Here is an 18,012-nt window from a genome sequence, read left to right as displayed (position 1 = left end):
ATGTTCAACGGATATTTCGTCGACGATCAGGACAAGGTCTACGCTGAGTTGCTGAGCCGTGACGGTATACTGAAGGTCGAGCATGTCGAAGTGTCCGAGCTAATCGTACTTGCGAAGGAGTTGCTCGAAAAGAAGCCGGACATCGTGGCCCTGGACTACCGCCTCGATGAGAAGCTGACGAAGATCAAACCTGACCAGACATACAAGGGCAGCGCGCTCGCCCAGCACCTCCGCGATGTTGCCATAGACCACCCGGAGCGAGATTTCCCACTTATCCTGGTATCGTCCGAAGAAAAGCTGCAGAAGCTTTACCGACCGGACCGGACCGCCCACGATCTTTTCGACCGTGTCTATACCAAGGCCGAGATCCTGACCGAGTCCGAACGGGTCCAAGCCGAGAGCATCGACCTCTGCGCGGCGTATGCTCGCCTCCGCAACCTTGAGGGTAAGTACGAGGTCGTCGACCTTACGGGAATCGATGTCGACGACGCCGACCAGATCAATTTCCAAGAATTCAGAGAGTTGGTCGAGACATCGAAGGCTCCTCATCTGGTCGTGAAGTCGTTCTATCGGCAGTTGATCAAGCGGGTTGGCCCTCTCCTCTCGATGGATGACGTTGCCGCGAGGCTTGGTGTTTCCACTGACTCGGTACAACTTGCATTGGATGCCCTTGACGACTCCGGTGCTCGCTACAAGGGTCTTCTTTCCGAAGGCTGGCCTCGCTGGTGGCTCTATCGCTTCGATCGGTGGGCGGAGAAAATTTTCGGCGGCCGCCCGATCCGTATTCCTGCCAACGCCCGCGCGAAAAAACTGTCTGAAGTACTCGGTAATGAGTTCTCGGCGGCAAAATCCCCGTGGAACGGCCGGGATGACGAACTCATCTCATTTTCCTGTGCATGCTGCAGGCTCCCGGCGGAAATACGACATTCGGTATCGCTGTTCGACTCAACGGTGCCGAGATATTCGACAGTCCCCCGCATCTGCTGGGACTGCGTGCAGACTGACAGATACCTCAAGGTTTCGCCCCCGCTTGTCATAGCGGATAGTGAAAAAGAGCTCGTCAAAGACGTGCTTCGGATGGACCGGAAAACTGACGAGGTCGTAGCTTGACGGAAGTCACGTCTGTTCAAGCGGGAAGCAGCCTCGCGACGATCGGCTATAAGCTGCTCGAGTTCGGAATCATCCAGAACGAAGGATTTAGCTCGATCAGCCGCGTCTCCCAGAAACTGAAAGGCGGAAAAGACTCTCTTCGATGGCTGGTCGAAGTGGACCGGTCGGAGCCGATCATTTTTGAAGAGGCGCTGGACTCGAAAGGGAACATCATCGTCCCCACGATCACCTGCGAAGGCATACAGGTCGATCAAAGAAAGGATGTCGATCATCCATTCTCCGCGCTCGACATCGCCATCGAAATCGGAGACGACAAAAAACAACCAGTCGCCCGATGGCATGTCGATCTTGCGAACGAAGACGAGAAAAACGGGCAAATACAGTCTGGCCCGCTATTCCACCTTCAGTACGGTGGGCATCAGCACGGTTTCAGGGAACTCGACGAGAAGCTGAAGGAGCCTCGGTGGTGCCACCCGCCAATGGATGTTGCTCTGCTCTGCGAGGTGGTCGCAGCGAATTTCTTTCCCGAGAAATGGGCGCAGTTGATCCAGGACCAAACCTGGTGCAAGTCGATCAAGGTGTTCGAGCGTCTATGCTACACTCAGTACATCGAGAAATTGACGCACAGCCTTGGAAGAAACGACAGTACCGCTCTAGGGTGTATGTGGGCGCTCCACTGGCGGTAGCGCCCTCGTCTTTGGATGCCTAATCCGCCGGACACCTGATAGGATTGACCGCATCCGCGCGCCCACTTCCTCCGCCGGATGACAATCATCGAGCCGGGAGTAGATGAAATCATCTGCGGCTTCGATGACCTTGTCATGTTCCCCGGCGCGCAGCAGCGCGTCAATCGTCGAGTACGCGGACTGAACTTCAACGTCGGCCACCCGAGGCATCAGCAACTTGATAGTTTCGGCTTCGCGAGGTTCGTGCTTGAGCACTCCTGAACCGTACCTGCGTCCGACCATTTCCGCCGATACCTGGGCGAAACTCGTCAGGATGCTGATCAAGACAATCTTCCACGAGAAATCACGTTCCTTGTGGAAGTAAACGCGATGAAGCGTGTTCGTGCAGTTGCAGCCCAGTTCGTTCAGGACGATGCGCGGACCAAGATGGTTCATTACCGGGAAGAACGCGTCGGGGGGGTTGGCATCGCTGGGATGATCCCATCGCGATCGCTTCTTGAATGTCGAAGTCGCCTCAATCCGAGTCTCGGGGAAAGTCTTTAGATAGGTGTCGATACGCTCGTTCGTGTCGCGCCGGATACCGTTCACGAGGTAGCCTTTTGCACCTCGAGCGACCGCACCGGCAAAGTCCTTTTGATTGAACCCGAGACCATTGAGGAAGCGGAACTTCGACACGATCGGTTCGCAGTCCTCTGCCAGGAGTCCCGAAAGTTGCAACGTGTCGTTCGAACGCAGGAAAAAATCGTTCGCACCAGTCACGATGCCGATCCTCAGTCGTGCGAACTCGCCGAAGGAGCGACAGGCGTCAGAGGAGATCAGCCGCGATACAAGTTCCGCGTCATCGGCCGCTAGGCCGATTTCGGCCGAGCGGACCGACCCGGTCTTGCCGCTCCACCTACTACCATCCCAGTCGGTGATCATCGACGCGAGTTCTTCAAGCGCATTCGCCTGACCGAACTGCAGGCTGCCGGAAACGGTCGCGTCCGGCGAGTGTCCGTCGGCTAGAAGGATGATCGTTTCCTCGTCGGTGCCCTCGGCAAGGAAAAGGCGGTCATGTACGACGAACGCCGCTGCCCGGGTGAAATGACGGGTCAGATAGTCGCGGAGCGCTGACGCGTACTCCGCGTGAACGAAAGCTCCCGGAAGCACCCAAGCCATACGGCCGCCAGACTTGAGGCGGGCGATAGAGTGAGCAACGAAGTATGCCCAAAGCCCTGCCCGGCCGCCCAGCTTTCCCGCCGCGCCGATCCGGCGGTTGAGCTCTTCGCGCCGCGAGGCTTCGATTTTCTGATACGGGATGTAAGGGGGATTCCCCATGACCACATCGAAGGACTCCGGCCAACCTTCCGGCCTTTCGACCGTCAAGAAGTCACCTTGGACAAACCTGACGAGGTCGGCCGGTCCGCCCAACACCTCACAAAGGTAGTCGAAGGCTACCGTGTCGATATCGCATCCATAAATTGAGTTCTTCGGATCCTTGGATCCGGAATTCTTTAGCGCTTTTACCGCCGACTGAAGGAAGCCGCATCCTCCGAAACTCGGCTCGAGGACTAGATCAGCGCGCGATCTGATCGCCCAGAAGGCGAGCATATCGCTCAGACGTTCGGGGGTATAATAAGCCCCGAGCTGACGACGCTCCTGCAGATCGCGCTCGCGTTTGCCCGCAACGATTGCCAACTACACTCTCCAGCTCTCATAACACATGATATAGGCCAATTCACGTGATGACATTTGCAAAGTCGCACAGGCCGTCGGCCACTTCGCTTCTGCAAACCTCGGGAAGACAGCCTACTGGCTAGAAACCAATGAGAAATTAAATTGCGCCTCTGATCGCAACGGCTTCACGGCTTAAGGCCTCTTGATGAGTTGTGGGCCTCAACTCCGCAATCCATGGCAAACCACCCTTCCGCCACCCCCTCCTACACCGTTTCCTTCACCCGTGCCGCCAAAAAATCCGGCAAATCAGCCACCGAATCCAGGATGACGTCGGCAATTGCGGCCAGAGATTCACGTGTGCCGGTCCCTGAGAGAACGCCGACCGCCAGGCCGCAGCCGCCGGCACGCGCCATTTCGAGATCGTGGCGGTTGTCGCCGACCATCGCGATCTGCGCCGGCTTCAGGCCGGTGAGATCGCAGAAGGCCTGGATCGTATCCGGCGCCGGTTTGGGATTGGCCACCGCGTCATAGCCATAGGCGGCGTCGAACAACTGCGCGACGCCGAGCGTCACCAGGGTCTTTTCCGCGCCGCTGGTTGAATCGTTGGTGGCGACGCCGAGCCGATAGGACCTTGCGTGCAAGGTGCCGAGCGTTTCGACGATTCCCGGCAGCGCCACCGCCATTGCCGAACCCTGCACCGAGGTGATCTGGTTGAAGCGGGCGACGGCCAGCATCTGGTCTTCGTCGGACAGGCGCGGAAACCACAGTTCGACGACGTCCAGATTGGTGCCGGAGGCAAAGATGGAGTCGGGTTTGAAGCGCCTGTTGGCAAAATCGAAGCCTGCGGCCGCAAGCAGCCTGTCGGCCTTCCAGCGATCGCCTTCGGAGGCGTCCATGGCCATGAAGTCGGCAACCCCTAGCCAGGTTGCATTGAAGTCGACAAGCGTTCCGTCCTTGTCGAACAATATTCCCTTGATGTCTGCCAATTCAGTCACTCCGAACCACGCAATTGGTGGATGTGTTCCACCAGGCCGGCGGTCGAGGCATCCCGCTTTGCGGCACTTTCCTTGCCTTCCACGACTGGCAGAAGGCCGGTGGCCAGTTCCTTGCCGAGCTCGACGCCCCACTGGTCGAAGGAGTTGATGTCGAACAGCGTTCCCTCGACGAAGACGCGGTGTTCGTAGAGAGCGATCAGGCGGCCGAGCGTGCGCGGGTCAAGCTTGCGATAAAGAATGGTGACCGAGGGCCGGTTGCCGGAGAAGACGCGGTGCGGAGCAATGCGATCGACATCGGCCGGCTTCATGCCCTTGGCCAGCATCTGCGCGCGCGCTTCCTCCAGCGTGCGGCCCCTCATGAAGGCTTCCGACTGCGCCAGGCAGTTGGCGAGCAGCAGGTCTTGATGGTGCTTCAGCTCCGGCTCGTGGCCGTTCGCCGCGGCGAGGAATTCGACCGGAATGAAATCGGTTCCCTGGTGCAGGAGCTGGAAGAACGCATGCTGGCCGTTGGTGCCGGGCTCGCCCCAGACCAGCGGCCCGGTCGGCGTCGCCACGGCGCCGCCGTCCAGGGTGACGCTCTTGCCGTTCGATTCCATGTCGAGCTGCTGGAGATAGGCCGGCAGCCTGGACAGGCGCTGGTCGTAGGGGATGACCGCGCGGGCCGGGTATTTGCAAACGACCCGATGCCACCAGCCGACAAGGCCAAGCAGCACCGGCAGGTTTTTGGCGAGCGGCGCGGCGCGGAAGTGTTCGTCCATTTCGTGCGCGCCATCGAGAAAGGCGCGGAAATTGCGTGGACCAATGGCGATCATCACAGGCAGGCCGATCGCGCCCCACACCGAATAACGGCCGCCGACCCAATCCCAGAAGCCGAAGACGCGGTCCGGCTCGATGCCGAACTTCGCCACCAGGTCGAGTGCCGTCGAGACGGCGGCGAAATGCTTGCCTACCGCTTCCTTGCCGAGCGCCTTCTGGACCCAGTCGCGCGCCGTCTGCGCATTGGTCATCGTTTCGACCGTGGTGAAGGTCTTGGAGGCGACGATAAAAAGCGTGGTCTCTGCGGAAAGGCCCATCAGCGTGTCGTGGATATGGGCGCCGTCGATATTGGAGACATAGTGCGCGCGCGGCCCGTCATGATAGGGCGCCAGCGCCAACGTCGCCATGGCCGGGCCGAGATCGGAGCCGCCGATGCCGATATTGACGATATCGGTGATCTTCTTGCCGGTGGCGCCTGTCGCCTTGCCGGAACGCACCGCGTCGGCGAAGGCGCCCATCGCGTCCAATACGGCGATGACCTCCGCCTTCACATCCTGTCCGTCGAGCACGATGCCCTTGCCGGTCAGGTTGCGCAGCGCGGTGTGCAAAACAGCACGGTCCTCGGTGACGTTGATCTTCTTGCCGGCGAACATGGCGGCGCGGCGGCCTTCGAGATCGGCGGCGTCAGCCAGCTTCTCCAGCAGGTCCATCGTGCGCGCATCGACGGCGCATTTCGACCAGTCGAGCAACAGGTCGCCGTCGCTGGCGGAGAACGTCTTGAACCGCTGCGGATCGGCGGCGAAGGCCTGGCGCATATCGCCGGCTGCCGCGGCGCGATGGTCGCGCAAGGCGGCAAGCTGTTTTTGGAAGGCTGACTGATCCACCGGCGGGCTCCTGGACTTTTGGATTATCTTAGCAGACCGGATGTTTCCGGCGCGTGTCGTCGCGCCAAACTATTGAGCCGAATTCCGTCCGGTCAATACGCGGCGATGACGCACTGCGTCACGCGGCGATGACGCACTGCGTTACGTGGGGATGCGAAGGACGAAAGATCACTGGCATAAATCCCAAAGATCAGAAAAATTGATTGGCGCAACCCCTTGTGCCACCGTTACATTCCACTGGTCCAGCCAAACGAAAAAGGCTGGCCATCAAGGAACCTCTCCCATGCCACAGCGCAACGACACGGCCATATGGTCCGGCCTGTTCCGGATTTCGGCCGAATCCGGCCAGACCTTGCAGGCACAGATCCGCCAGGCAATCGTGGCCGCCATTCTCGACCGCCAGATCGCCGCATCGATGCCGCTCCCGTCATGCCGGATATTGGCCGAAAAACTCGGCGTGGCGCGCGGAACCGTGGTGCTGGCCTTCCAGCAACTGGTCGACCAGGGTTTCCTGGTGGCGCGCGAGCGGCGCGGCCATTTCGTCAATCCCGACGTTTTGGCCACACCCGCCAAGCCGCATCAGAAGGCGCCCGACCAGGCCAACGAGATCGACTGGAAGGCACGCCGGCAGATCGCGGCCAGCGACATGCCGCCGCCGGCCAAGCACGAGAACTGGATCAAGTCGTCCTACCCCTTCGTCTATGGCCAGTTCGATCCGGCGCTGTTCCCGACCGCCGAGTGGCGCGAGTGCAACCGCATGGCGCTTGCCGTGCTGGAGATCCGCAACTGGGCCTCCGACATGGTCGATCGCGACGATCCGCTGCTGATCGAGCAGATCCAGGCGCGGCTTCTGCCCAGGCGCGGCATCTTCGCCAACCCCGACGAGATCATCGTCACGCTGGGCGCCCAGAACGCGCTTTACATGCTGGCGACGCTTCTGATGACCAAGGGCTCGAAGGTGGCGATGGAAGATCCGGGCTACCCCGACGCGCGCTCGATCTTCCGGCTCGCCGGCGCCGACATCCAGCCGGTGCCGGTCGACCAGTCCGGCATCGTAACCTCTTCCATTCCGAACGATTCCGGCTTTGTCTTCGTCACGCCCAGCCATCATTGCCCGACCATGGTGCCGCTGTCGGCGGAACGCCGGCAGGACCTTCTGGCGCGCGCCAACCGCTATAACCAGATCATCATCGAGGACGGCTATGACAGCCAGCTTCTCGACGAGGCGCCGCAGCAGGCCTTGAAGAGCCTCGACCGCTCGGGCCGCGTCATCTATGTCGGCTCGATGTCGAAGACGCTGGCTCCAGGCCTGCGGCTTGGCTACATCGTCGCCTCGGCTGGACTAATCGCCGAACTCAGGGCGCTGCGCCGCTTCATGCTGCGCCATCCGCCGGCCAACAACCAGCGCGCGGTCGCGCTGTTTCTGTCGCTCGGCCACCACGAGGCGCTGGTGCGGCGGCTGTCGAGCGCCTTCGACGAGCGGCGCAAGCGCCTGGTCCATGCGATTTCCGCCTTCCTGCCCGAGTGGCGTTCGACCGACTCGGCCGGCGGCACGTCGCTGTGGCTGGAGGGGCCGCGCGGCACCGATTCGCGCGGACTGGCCGAGGCCGCCGCCTCGCGCAGCGTCATCATCGAACCGGGCGACCGCTTCTTCGACCGCACCGAAAAGCCTTCGCGTTTCATGCGCTTGGGCATCTCCTCGATCGCGCTGCAGCACATCGAGCCCGGCATCCGTGAACTTGCAACCGCCGCAGGCCGCAGGCCGGCGGCGGCCTGATCACCTCGGCCTGACCACCTCCCAGGAGCCGCGCAGCAGCGGCTCCTGCTTCTTTAGCGCTGGCATATGCAACCGGACCGGCTGGCTCATAGGCTGTGCCAATGCCGGCGGCATAGTCGAGGCCTAAAGGGGACGAAGCAGCCGATGGTGGACCAACCGCCGCCCTGCTTCCGAGAAAAGGTGGAGTGCTTCCATGTCAGTGGCTGTCGAAAAGCAGGAAGCGGCCGACCAGCGTTCGCGCCGCTCCGGCGGACGCGAAGCGCGTCGCGCCATGCGTGCGGCGCCGCTCGCCGACGACATCAGGCCGGTTCGCGCCGGCCTCGAGGGGGGCAGCTACGGACCGCTCAGCGGCAATGATTGCGAGCGCATTCACGAAGCGGTGCTGACCCTGCTGGAGACGGTCGGCTTCGCCAACGCAATCCCTTCCTGCATCGAGGCGCTGACCAAGGCCGGCGCCAGCTATGGCGATGACGGCCGTATCCGTTTCCCGCGGGCACTGGTGCTCGACACGATCAAGCGAGCGGCGCGGCATTTCACGCTGCACGGCCAGGACCCGAAGCACGACATGGTGATCCAGGGCAAGCGCGTGCATTACGGCACGGCGGGTGCTGCCGTGCACCTTGTCGACGTCGAGAAGCGCGAGTACCGCGAATCCTTGCTGCAGGACATCTATGACGCCGCGCGCATCGTCGATGGGCTCGATAACATCCATTTCTTCCAGCGGCCCATGGTGCCGCGCGACATTCCCGATCCGCTCGAAATGGACTTCAACACGCTTTACGCCTGCGTGATGGGCACGTCCAAGCATGTCGGCACGTCCTTCACGGTGCGCGAGAACGTGCAACCGGCGCTCGAAATGCTCTACGCGATCGCCGGCGGCGAGGAGAATTTCCGGGCCCGGCCGTTCGTGTCGAACTCCAACTGTTTCGTCGTGCCGCCGATGAAATTCGCCGAGGACGCCTGCGGCGTGCTCGAGGCCTGCGTCGAAGGCGGCATCCCGATCCTGCTGCTTTCGGCCGGACAGGCCGGCGCCACCGCTCCGGCGGCGATCGCGGGTGCGGTGGTGCAAGCCGTGGCCGAAGTGCTGGCCGGCCTTGTCTATGTCAACACCATCAAGCCGGGGCATCCGGCGATCTTCGGTACCTGGCCGTTCGTGTCGGACCTGCGCACCGGCGCCATGTCCGGCGGCTCGGCCGAACAGGCGGTGCTGACCGCGGCCTGCGCGCAGATGGCGCAGTTCTACGACCTGCCGGGCGGTTCGGCCGCCGGCATGACGGATTCGAAACTGCCTGACATCCAGTCCGGCTATGAAAAAGGCATCACCAATGTGATGGCCGGCCTATCCGGCCTCAACCTGGTCTACGAATCGGCCGGCATGCACGCTTCCCTGCTCGGCTTCTGCCTGGAAAGCCTGATCATCGACAACGACATGCTGGGCCATTGCCTGCGCTGCGTGCGCGGCATCGAGGTGACGGACGACGCGCTGTCGATCGACACCATCGCCGATGTCTGCCTGAAAGGTCCGGGCCACTATCTCGGGAACGAGCAGACGCTGAAGCTGATGCAGACCGAATATTTCTACCCCGCCGTCGGCGACCGGTTTTCGCCGAAGGAATGGAACGAGAAGGGCCGGCCCGACATATTGCAGCGGGCGATCGCGGAGAAGAAACGCATCCTCGCCGAACGCTTCCCGCGCCATGTGCCGAAGCCGCTTGATGACAGGCTGCGCGCCCGCTTCGGCGACATGATCAAGCTGCCGCGCAACGGCATGGGCGGCTGAGAACGCCCCCCGTGAAAACAGGTTAGTCCGCGCTCAGCCCATAATGTTCGACGACCTCGGTATTGACCAGCTTGGCATGTAGCGCCATCAGCACGATCTGGGCGTCGAAACTGTCTCCGGCATCGACCGCGGCCTCTATCCGACGCTCCACGTCCTGCCGCGGCTGCGCGCCATGAGAGCGCTCGAATGCCTCAGGCCCAGCAATACAATAGCTGAACAAACACGCCACTTGCGCATAGGCCTGTGGCGGCGGCTCGTCGGGCCAGTGATCCTTCATCAGATTGACGAGGGTGAGCTTTACGCCCTCCGGCACCAGGGCGGGATGCAAGTCGGCGCCGCGTAAGGCGCTGTCGAGCTGTCTCAAATCGCCCGAACGGCCGAACAGTCCGAGGAAGCCGAGGGAAGAGCGCCGTGCGGCCATGATATTCCGATCCCGTTTTCAACCAATTAGGTGGTTCGCCAGCGGAATACAAAGAGAGGCAGATATTTAGCCGGTTGCCGCCAAAAGCAGAACACCCGCCAGGGCCGATACGGCAAGCGTCGGCAGCATGCCGATTTTCAGTTTGAGGATGGCGATCATGGTAGCGCAGGACAGCAGCGCGGCACGCCAGTCGATCGAGGACAGCACCGGCACCTCCGTTCCGAGCTCCGTCGCACGCACTTCGCGGAAGATGACGTGCAATGCGAACCACAGGGCCAGATTCATGATGACGCCGACGACCGCCGCGGTGATTGCGCCCAATGCCGCCGACAATGCCTTGTGGCCGCGCAGCGCTTCGATGTAGGGCGCACCGAGGAAGATCCAGAAGAAGCACGGCGTGAAGGTAACCCACAGCGTAAGCAACGCTCCGAGCGATCCGGCAAACAACGGATATGACGATCCGGAATGGCGGAACGCGGCAAGGAAGCCGACGAACTGCAGGACCAGGATGAGCGGTCCGGGCGTGGTTTCGGCAAGGCCCAGGCCATCGACCATTTCTCCTGGCGCAAGCCAGCCGAGAGAGCCTACGGCCGCTTGCGCGACATAGGCCAGAACGGCATAGGCGCCGCCGAAGGTGACGACCGCCATAAGGCTGAAGAAGCCGCCGATCTGCGTCCAGACGCTGTTTGCCGATGTGAACGCCCAGATCAGCAGAACCGGCCCAAGCCAGATCGGCAGCCAGATCGCGATGGTGCGCGGTGCGTGCCATCGCGTCGGCCTGGTATGGGCAAGTTCGCCGCGCTCGAACATCAGATCGACCGCGCCCTTGACGTCGGGAGCGTCGTCCTTGCTGTGCGCGGTGCCAGAAAACAGGGCCGGCGCAATGCTGTTTCCGGCCCATCCCACCAGTCCTGCAAAAAGGATGAGGAGCGGGAACGGGACGTTGAGCACATAGATGCCGATAAAGGCGCAAAGCGCGATCGCCACCATCACCCGGTTCTTCAAGGCCCGCCGGCCGATGCGGATCACGGCCTCGATCACGATCGCCAGCACCGCCGCCTTCACGCCGAAAAACAGCGACTCGACCAGCGGCGCATCACCATAGAGCGCATAGAGAATGCTCAAGGCGAGCATAACGAGCGCGCCGGGCACGACGAAGAGGACGCCGGCGACAAGACCGCCGACCGTCCTGTGCAGCAGCCAGCCGATATAGATGGCGAGTTGCTGGGCCTCGGGACCGGGCAGCAGCATGCAGTAGTTCAGCGCATGCAGGAAACGCTGCTCGCCGATCCAGCGCTTTTCCTCGACCAATTCCCTGTGCATGAGCGCGATCTGCCCGGCCGGTCCGCCGAAACTGAGCAACCCGATCTTCGCCCAGAGTTTCGTGGCCTCGCGGAAACTCGGGACCGAGGGCGCCTCGATGAGGTCGGCACTTTCTTCGGAAAGGAGGGAGTTCATGACGCCTTCGCTCCCGCCGGCCAATTGTGCGTCTCGCCGGTGGCGTCGCGGCACCAGCGGAAGAACGCGTCGTAAAGCAGCATGCCGGCATCCAATTGTTGCAGGTCATCGCGAAACATGCGCGACAAACCAAGCGAGGCGGCGAGAAATCCCGCCGCCTGCGGAACCAGGTCGAGGCTCGCCGTGTCGGCTGCGCGCACGATCACGGCGAGGCGGTCGAGCGCTTCGGATTCGAGCCCGAACTCCTCGAGCATCGTGTCGAATGTGCAGCGCTCGCCGCGATGGCTCCAGAACGCATTGTCGATGTCGAAAGGCACGGCCTGAAAACGATCGGCGACATCAGGCACTTCCGCCGCGTCGACGAACAGGAAGACCGCTTGAGGATCGACGAAACGGCGGATCAGCCAGGGGCAGGCGATGCGATCGACTTTGGGCCGGGCCCGCGTCACCCAGACGGTGCGGCCCCTGTCGTCACGAGGCGGCATCCTGTCGGCACGGACCAGAAGGCCGTGGGCGTCCCGCCAGGCTTCGAAGCCGCCTTCGAGCGATTCGGCGGCGATCCCTTCATGGCGCAACCATGCGGCGACGCCTTGCGAAAGCTTTTTTCCCTGCTGGCAGACGACCGCCACGCGGCTACCGGCGAAGTCGGCCGCCCAAGTCTGGACGGTTTTGAAATCGCGCCGGTACGACGCCGGCAGCAAACGTGGATCGGCGTTGTAGTCGTCCTCGGTACGGATATCGAGGATTGCAGGCGCGCCCGGCAAACCGACCATACGGATCAGTTGCGGCACGGTGACAGCGGTTGTTGACGGCATGGCGTCCACCTCCTGAAAGAGAAGCCTGGACGCGAACGTTGGGCTGACGCCTCACGGGGTCGTCGCGATGAACCCCTTGCAGCGATGGTGGATTTGTTGGGCAGGCTTGTCAAGGACGCAATGTCCTCGGTCCATGGCGGGCCCCGAAACGAAAAAACGACCGGCGGCCCATCAGGCCGCCGGTCGTCGATCGCTATCGTCAATTGTCGCTTGAACAATCGATGATTGTCCCGGGGAATAATCAGTGATTGTCCCTGGGCACGCCCTTCGTATGAGCCACGTCCTGGTATTTCACCGCCGGTTTCAGCACCATGCCGCCCGAGAACTGGTCGACCATACCGCGCTGGATTTCCTGCCACGGCGTCTGGTGCTCGGGATAATGGTAGCCGCCATTGTTTTGCAGCTCGGCGCGGCGGCGGGTGATCTCGTCATCGGTGACGAGAATGTTGGCCGTGCCCTTTTTCAGGTCGATGCGAACGCGGTCGCCCGTCTTGAGCAATGCAAGCCCGCCGCCGATCGCGGCCTCCGGCGAGGCGTTGAGGATGGAGGGCGAGCCTGACGTGCCGGATTGGCGGCCGTCGCCGATGCAGGCCAGTGCGTGGATGCCCTTCTTGATGAGATAGGCCGGCGGCTGCATGTTGACGACCTCTGCGCCGCCCGGATAGCCGACCGGACCGGCGCCACGCATGAACAGGATGGTGTGCTCGTCGATCCCTTGCGCCGGGTCGTCGATGCGGGCGTGGTAATCCTCCGGACCGTCGAAGACCATCGCGTTGCCCTCGAAGGCCTCGGGATCCTTCGGGTTGGAGAGGTACCGCTCGCGGAATTCAGGCGAGATGCCGCTGGTCTTCATGATCGCCGAATCGAACAGATTGCCCTTGAGATTGATGAAGCCGGCATTGGCTTTCAGCGGCTCGGCGACAGTGCGGATGACTTCGCGGTTCTCGTTGACGGCATCGCGGCAATTGTCGCCCATTGTCTTTCCGTTGGCGGTCAGAGCATCCGGATGCGGCAGCAGCCCGGCTTTCATGAGCTCCGCCACCACGGCCGGCACGCCGCCCGCGTGATGGTAGTCCTCGCCCAGATATTCGCCCGTCGGCTGGAGGTTGACGATGAGCGGCACGTCGAGGCCGATCTTCTGCCAGTCGTCATTGTCGAGCGGCACGCCGAGATGGCGGGCGATGGCGTTAAGATGGATCGGCGCGTTGGTGGAGCCGCCGATCGCCGAATTGACGACGATGGCGTTCTCGAAGGCCTTGCGCGTCATGATGTCGGACGGCTTCAAATCCTCGTGCACCATGTCGACGATGCGTTTTCCCGTCTCGTAGGCGATCTGGCCGCGCTCGCGATAAGGAGCCGGAATCGCGGCCGAGCCCGGCAGCTGCATGCCGAGCGCCTCGGCCAGCGAGTTCATGGTGGTGGCGGTGCCCATGGTGTTGCAATAGCCGGTGGACGGCGCCGAGGAGGCGACGATATCCATGAACTCGTCATAGTTGATCTCGCCGGCCGACAGGCGCTGGCGCGATTCCCAGACGATGGTGCCCGAACCCGTGCGCTTGCCCTTGTGCCAGCCATTGAGCATGGGACCGACCGACAGCGCTATGGCCGGAATGTTGACGGTCGCCGCCGCCATCAACAGCGCCGGCGTCGTCTTGTCGCAGCCGATGGTGAGCACGACGCCGTCAAGCGGGTAGCCATAGAGCACTTCTACCAGGCTCAGATAGGCAAGGTTGCGGTCGAGAGCTGCGGTCGGGCGCTTGCCGGTCTCCTGGATCGGGTGGCACGGGAACTCGAAAGGAATGCCGCCCATCGAGACGATGCCTTCGCGCACGCGTTTGGCGAGCTCGATGTGGTGGCGATTGCAAGGCGACAGGTCGGAACCGGTCTGGGCGATGCCGATCAGCGGCTTGCCCGACATCAGTTCGGCGCGCGTCAGCCCGTAATTCAGGTAACGCTCCAGATAGAGTGCCGTCATGCCCGGATTGTCGGGGTTGTCGAACCACTCCTGCGAGCGAAACTTTTTCTTTCCTGCGGGGGCGCCAGCCATCATGGTCTCCGTATTTGTATGACAAATCGATATGACAACGCGCGGGTGCAGGCAAGGGGCACGCGTGATCTGAATCCGGACTTTGGTGCGATAGACATCAATCGGGCCGCACGCTACCAACAATCCGACATTGGTCGTCCGGGAGGTTCTGATGGCTTTGGTGATCGAGGGCGAGGAGCGCATTGCCGCACCCCTCCAGAAAGTTTGGGAAGCGCTGAACGATCCGGCGGTGCTGAGAGAAAGCATCCCCGGCTGCCAGAGCCTGGAAATGAAGTCGCCGACCGAGATGGCGGCGACGGTGGTGGTGAAGATCGGCCCGATCAAGGCGACCTTCAACGGCGAAGTCACGTTGAGAAATCTCAATCCCCCGCATGCCTACACGATCCAGGGCGAAGGCAAGGGCGGCATCGCCGGCTTCGCCAAGGGCGGCGCCGACGTGACGCTGACCGAGGACGGGGCGGACGCGACGGTGCTCAAATACGCCGCCAAGGCCGAAGTCGGCGGCAAGATCGCCCAGCTCGGCAGCCGGCTGATCGAATCGACCTCGAAGAAATTGGCGGGACAGTTCTTTTCGAGTTTCGGCGAGAAGGTGGGTGCTGCTTAGGCTGGTCTATCCAGCGTTAGCACCGGACGAAAATTACTCGAAGACGATGCTCGGCACGGCGTCCGCGGCCGCGCCGCGCTCTTCGTTGACCCTGTCCCAGACCTTCGAAGCGATATCGCGATAGATCTTCGCTTCGGCACTGTCAGGCTTCGATGCCACCACCGGCGCACCTTCATCCGAGCTTTCGCGGATGCCCATCTCCAGCGGCACCTCGCCAAGGAAGGTGACGCCGAGGCGCTCGGCCTCGCGGCGTGCGCCGCCATGGCCGAAGATGTCGTAGCGCTTGCCGGTGTCGGGGGCGAGGAAATAGCTCATGTTCTCGACGATGCCGAGCAGCGGCACGTCGACCTTCCTGAACATGTTGAGGCCCTTGCGAGCATCGATCAGGGCCAGATCCTGCGGCGTCGAGACGATGACCGCGCCGGCCAACGGCACCTGCTGGGCCATGGTGAGCTGGGCGTCACCGGTGCCAGGAGGCATATCGACGACGAGCACGTCGAGCGGCCCCCATTCCACTTCGCGCAGCATCTGCGTCAGCGCCGACATCACCATCGGCCCGCGCCAGATCATCGGCGTTTCCTCGTCGACGAGGAAGCCCATCGACATCACCTTGAGACCGTAATTCTGCATCGGTTTCAGGATCTTGCCGTCGACAGTCTGCGGCCGGCCGTGAATGTTGAGCAGCCTTGGCATGGATGGGCCATAGATGTCGGCATCGAGCACGCCCACTTTCAGCCCGTTGGCGGCGAGGCCGAGCGCCAGATTGACGGCCGTGGTCGATTTGCCGACGCCGCCCTTGCCGGACGCAACCGCGATGATCGCCTCTATGCCGGGCACGCCGCGCTTGCCCTGGCTGTGCGAGGCAGGGGCATGGGGCGCCGGGCGCGGCGCGGCAACGGGCGGGGCGGGACGCGGCGCCGGGCGCGCCGCGACAGGCGCCTCCATGCCGCCGCCCTTCTTCTCCGCCGTCAAGGCGACGACGGCGCCGGCGACACCGGGAATAGCCTTCACGACACGCTCGGCCGCGGCGCGCAAGGGCTCCATCTCCTGCGCCCTGGCGGCCGGAACGGTGATCGAGAAGAACACTTTCGAATCGGCAATGAAAATTTCGGAAACCATGCCGAGGTCGACGATGTTGCCGGTGAAATCGGGGCCATTGACCGTTTTCAGGCGCTCGATGACGGTTTCCTTGGTGACGGACATGGCTGTTGTTTCCCTGGCGTTCGGCTGTTCACATAGTGCAGATCGCCGGCGGCTCCAAGCGCCAGGCCGCGACATCAGCCTGCCAGGCGAACCGCCAGATAGGTCAGTGCCGAAATCGCCGCCGTCGCCGGCAAGGTGACGACCCATGCGATGACGATGTTGCCGGCTATGCCCCAGCGCACCGCCGAGACACGGCGGGCGGCGCCGACGCCGATGATGGCGCCCGTGATGGTGTGCGTGGTCGAAACCGGAACGCCGAGCCATGTCGCGGCGAAGAGGGTGATGGCGCCGCCGGTCTCGGCGCAGAATCCCTGCATCGGGTTGAGCCTGGTGATCTTGGAGCCCATCGTGTGGACGATGCGCCAACCGCCGAGCAGCGTGCCCAGTGCCAATGCCGACTGGCAAGTCAGGACCACCCAGAGCGGCACGTAGAAATCCGTTCCGAGCATGCCTTGGGAATAGAGCAGCACGGCGATGATGCCCATGGTCTTTTGCGCATCGTTGCCGCCATGACCGAGCGAATAGAGGGAGGCGGAAAAGAACTGCATGACACGGAAGGTGCTGTCGACGGCGAACGGCGTCTGGCGCACGAACAGCCAGGAAACCACCAGGATCAGGAGAAGCGCCAGGACAAAGCCCGTCGCCGGCGACAGCACGATGGCGGCGACCGTCTTGCCGAGCCCCGCCCAGACGATGGCACCCGTGCCGGCCTTTGCGACGCCTGCCCCCACCAATCCGCCGATCAGCGCATGCGAACTGCTCGACGGGATGCCGGCGATCCAGGTGACGATGTTCCAGACGATGGCGCCGACGAGGGCGGCGAAGATCACCGCCGGGGTGACGATGCTTGCATCGATGATACCCTTGCCCACGGTTTCGGCGACATGGAGGCCAAAGAACATGAAGGCGATGAAATTGAAGAAGGCCGCCCAGAACACCGCGTAATGCGGCCTCAGCACCCGGGTCGAGACAATGGTGGCGATCGAATTGGCGGCGTCGTGCAGGCCGTTGAGAAAATCGAAGAACAGCGCGACGGCGACGAGGCCGACCAGCAGGGGAAAGGCGATCGCGACTTCCATCGCCTAGACGTTCTCGATGACGATGCCACTGATCTCGTTGGCGACGTCCTCGAAGCGGTCGACCACCTTCTCCAATTGGCCATAGATCTCCGAGCCGATCAGATAGGCCATCGCATCGCTGCGGCCGTGCCGCCTGAAGAGATCCTTCAGGCCCTGCTCATGCAGATCGTCGGCCCGGCCCTCGGCACGCATGACTTCCTCGGCGAGTTCATTCAGGCGCACGCTGTTGGCGCCGACCTTGGCCAGCAGCGGGATCGCCTCCGCGACGAGCCTGGCGGCATCGACAATAACGGCGCCCATTTCCTGCATCAGCGGATCGAATTCCCTCTTCTCGAACAGCCGCACCGTCTTGACGGTCTTGTGCATCATGTCGATGGCGTCATCCATCGACTGGATCAGGTCCTTGATATCGCCGCGGTCGAAAGGCGTGATGAAAGAGCGCCGCACGGCAAGCAGGACTTCGGCGGTGATATGGTCGGCCTCGTCCTCGAGATCGACGATCTTCTGGCACCAATGCTCGATGTCCTTGCCCAGGAGGAGCTGCTGCAGGGCCTCCGCGCCGCCGACCACCGTGCGGGAATGCCTCTCGAACAGGTCGAAGAAGCGATCTTCGCGCGGCAACAGCTTGCGGAACCAGCCCAGCATGTTCGTCCCTCCCGGCGCACCAGTTCCATCCACATAGCGCCGCATGCGCCCATGGGGAACAGTAAGCCGGCTGAAAGATGTGGATGCAGCCAATTG

General features: G+C 62.5%; 15 protein-coding genes. 5 read left to right on the top strand and 10 right to left on the bottom strand.

Annotation, left to right across the window (positions count from 1 at the left end; genetic code table 11):
* The gene (locus LB551_RS19845; protein ID WP_224660208.1) at positions 1–1,110 is read left to right on the top strand and encodes a hypothetical protein; all 1,110 of its coding nucleotides are present in this window, start codon (positions 1–3) and stop codon (positions 1,108–1,110) included.
* Complete coding sequence (locus LB551_RS19840; protein WP_224624874.1) at positions 1,107–1,796, top strand: hypothetical protein; 690 nt, start codon at positions 1,107–1,109, stop codon at positions 1,794–1,796. The genes LB551_RS19845 and LB551_RS19840 overlap by 4 nt, the downstream gene beginning before the upstream one ends.
* On the opposite strand, the gene LB551_RS19835 is transcribed toward LB551_RS19840, so the two are convergent.
* The 3 genes from LB551_RS19835 to pgi all read right to left on the bottom strand — a co-directional run bounded on the left by LB551_RS19835 (position 1,764) and on the right by pgi (position 6,087).
* Complete coding sequence (locus LB551_RS19835) at positions 1,764–3,473, bottom strand: N-6 DNA methylase (RefSeq protein ID WP_224624873.1); 1,710 nt, start codon at positions 3,471–3,473, stop codon at positions 1,764–1,766. The two genes, LB551_RS19840 and LB551_RS19835, sit on opposite strands and share 33 nt — an antisense overlap.
* A gap of 242 nt (positions 3,474–3,715) precedes the next feature.
* The gene (locus LB551_RS19830) at positions 3,716–4,438 is read right to left on the bottom strand and encodes an HAD family hydrolase (protein WP_224624872.1); all 723 of its coding nucleotides are present in this window, start codon (positions 4,436–4,438) and stop codon (positions 3,716–3,718) included.
* A 5-nt stretch (positions 4,439–4,443) separates the two neighbouring features.
* Positions 4,444–6,087, bottom strand: a complete 1,644-nt coding sequence (pgi, locus tag LB551_RS19825) for a glucose-6-phosphate isomerase (protein ID WP_224624871.1) — start codon at positions 6,085–6,087, stop codon at positions 4,444–4,446.
* Positions 6,088–6,370: 283 nt separating this feature from the next.
* Between pgi and LB551_RS19820 the strand changes: the two genes are divergently transcribed.
* Together LB551_RS19820 and LB551_RS19815 are read left to right on the top strand one after the other, a co-directional pair.
* The gene (locus LB551_RS19820) at positions 6,371–7,864 is read left to right on the top strand and encodes a PLP-dependent aminotransferase family protein (RefSeq protein WP_140497014.1); all 1,494 of its coding nucleotides are present in this window, start codon (positions 6,371–6,373) and stop codon (positions 7,862–7,864) included.
* Between the two features lie 193 nt (positions 7,865–8,057).
* A complete protein-coding gene (locus LB551_RS19815) occupies positions 8,058–9,644 on the top strand; it encodes a trimethylamine methyltransferase family protein (protein ID WP_140550187.1) in 1,587 nt (528 codons plus the stop codon).
* A gap of 22 nt (positions 9,645–9,666) precedes the next feature.
* On the opposite strand, the gene LB551_RS19810 is transcribed toward LB551_RS19815, so the two are convergent.
* From LB551_RS19810 to LB551_RS19795, 4 genes are all read right to left on the bottom strand, one after another.
* Positions 9,667–10,065, bottom strand: a complete 399-nt coding sequence (locus tag LB551_RS19810; protein ID WP_140550188.1) for a hypothetical protein — start codon at positions 10,063–10,065, stop codon at positions 9,667–9,669.
* Positions 10,066–10,131: 66 nt separating this feature from the next.
* Positions 10,132–11,523, bottom strand: coding sequence for a chromate efflux transporter (gene chrA / locus LB551_RS19805; RefSeq protein WP_224660207.1), 1,392 nt, complete (start codon positions 11,521–11,523; stop codon positions 10,132–10,134).
* Entirely contained in the window at positions 11,520–12,338 is an 819-nt protein-coding gene (locus LB551_RS19800; RefSeq protein WP_140550190.1) for a chromate resistance protein ChrB domain-containing protein, read from the bottom strand. Before LB551_RS19800 ends, chrA begins: the two co-directional genes overlap by 4 nt.
* A 241-nt stretch (positions 12,339–12,579) precedes the next feature.
* Positions 12,580–14,385 carry an IlvD/Edd family dehydratase gene (locus LB551_RS19795; RefSeq protein ID WP_140640086.1) on the bottom strand — a complete coding sequence of 602 codons (1,806 nt, stop codon included), beginning with the start codon at positions 14,383–14,385 and terminating at the stop codon, positions 12,580–12,582.
* A 151-nt stretch (positions 14,386–14,536) separates the two neighbouring features.
* Here LB551_RS19795 and LB551_RS19790 point away from each other — a divergent pair, with 151 nt between their 5' ends.
* On the top strand, positions 14,537–14,989 hold the full coding sequence (locus tag LB551_RS19790) for an SRPBCC family protein (RefSeq protein WP_140550192.1): 453 nt from the start codon (positions 14,537–14,539) through the stop codon (positions 14,987–14,989).
* 33 nt (positions 14,990–15,022) lie between these two features.
* Here LB551_RS19790 and LB551_RS19785 read toward each other — a convergent pair whose 3' ends face one another.
* The 3 genes from LB551_RS19785 to LB551_RS19775 all read right to left on the bottom strand — a co-directional run bounded on the left by LB551_RS19785 (position 15,023) and on the right by LB551_RS19775 (position 17,916).
* On the bottom strand, positions 15,023–16,192 hold the full coding sequence (locus LB551_RS19785; RefSeq protein ID WP_140728839.1) for an Mrp/NBP35 family ATP-binding protein: 1,170 nt from the start codon (positions 16,190–16,192) through the stop codon (positions 15,023–15,025).
* A gap of 74 nt (positions 16,193–16,266) precedes the next feature.
* Positions 16,267–17,271 carry an inorganic phosphate transporter gene (locus LB551_RS19780; protein ID WP_140550194.1) on the bottom strand — a complete coding sequence of 335 codons (1,005 nt, stop codon included), beginning with the start codon at positions 17,269–17,271 and terminating at the stop codon, positions 16,267–16,269.
* A gap of 3 nt (positions 17,272–17,274) precedes the next feature.
* A complete protein-coding gene (locus LB551_RS19775; RefSeq protein WP_224660206.1) occupies positions 17,275–17,916 on the bottom strand; it encodes a DUF47 domain-containing protein in 642 nt (213 codons plus the stop codon).
* Positions 17,917–18,012: the final 96 nt, after the last annotated feature.

Origin of the sequence: Mesorhizobium sp. BR1-1-2 (assembly GCF_020165435.1) — a bacterium.
Lineage (GTDB): Bacteria > Pseudomonadota > Alphaproteobacteria > Rhizobiales > Rhizobiaceae > Mesorhizobium.
The sequence above is the reverse complement of the archived record's forward strand: the minus strand, read 5'-3'. Positions and strand labels throughout refer to the sequence as shown.